This is a genomic window from Neobacillus cucumis, from assembly GCF_023715505.1.
In genome coordinates, this window is record NZ_JAMBOH010000094.1 from 1 (window position 1) to 847 (window position 847).

7 tRNA genes are annotated in these 847 nt (G+C 48.5%); all 7 read left to right on the top strand.

From position 1 onward, the window contains the following. The first annotated feature begins 50 nt into the window (after positions 1–50). The 7 genes from M3226_RS31505 to M3226_RS31535 all read left to right on the top strand — a co-directional run bounded on the left by M3226_RS31505 (position 51) and on the right by M3226_RS31535 (position 795). A tRNA-Val gene (locus M3226_RS31505) sits at positions 51–126 on the top strand. 39 nt (positions 127–165) lie between these two features. Next, positions 166–238 (top strand) — tRNA-Thr (locus M3226_RS31510). 14 nt (positions 239–252) lie between these two features. Continuing rightward, positions 253–328 (top strand) — tRNA-Lys (locus M3226_RS31515). Positions 329–389: 61 nt separating this feature from the next. Beyond that, a tRNA-Leu gene (locus M3226_RS31520) sits at positions 390–474 on the top strand. Between the two features lie 56 nt (positions 475–530). Continuing rightward, a tRNA-Gly gene (locus M3226_RS31525) sits at positions 531–605 on the top strand. 5 nt (positions 606–610) lie between these two features. Next, positions 611–699, top strand: a tRNA-Leu gene (locus tag M3226_RS31530). Between the two features lie 22 nt (positions 700–721). After that, a tRNA-Arg gene (locus tag M3226_RS31535) sits at positions 722–795 on the top strand. Positions 796–847: the final 52 nt, after the last annotated feature.

Here is an 847-nt window from a genome sequence, read left to right on the forward strand (position 1 = left end):
TAGTTGGGACGCGAGTCCCTGTGAGAGTAGGACGTTGCCAGGCTTTATATGGAGGATTAGCTCAGCTGGGAGAGCATCTGCCTTACAAGCAGAGGGTCGGCGGTTCGATCCCGTCATCCTCCACCATGATTTTTTTACGAAAGTGAAAAATAATTATCAATAAATGCCGGGGTAGCTCAATTGGTAGAGCAACTGACTTGTAATCAGTAGGTTGGGGGTTCAAGTCCTCTCGCCGGCACCTTTTCTTTGTACGAGCCATTAGCTCAGTTGGTAGAGCATCTGACTTTTAATCAGAGGGTCGAAGGTTCGAGTCCTTCATGGCTCACCAAAGTTTTTTGCAAAAACAAAACAAGTAGGTTTTTACAATACTGAAATTACCTACCATATATGCGGGTGTGGCGGAATTGGCAGACGCACCAGACTTAGGATCTGGCGCCGCAAGGCGTGGGGGTTCGACTCCCTTCACCCGCACCAAGTTTTTTATGAAGAAAAAAACAAATTTTTTTGCCAAAGAGAAAAATCACCCTAATGCGGAAGTAGTTCAGTGGTAGAACACCACCTTGCCAAGGTGGGGGTCGCGGGTTCGAATCCCGTCTTCCGCTCCAACAATGCCGGGGTGGCGGAACTGGCAGACGCACAGGACTTAAAATCCTGCGGTAGGTGACTACCGTACCGGTTCGATTCCGGTCCTCGGCACCATTTTAGTTAATTAAATTTATTTGCGCCCTTAGCTCAGCTGGATAGAGTGTTTGACTACGAATCAAAAGGTCGGGAGTTCGAATCTCTCAGGGCGCACTTTAACGGGAAGTAGCTCAGCTTGGTAGAGCACTTGGTTTGGGACCAAGGG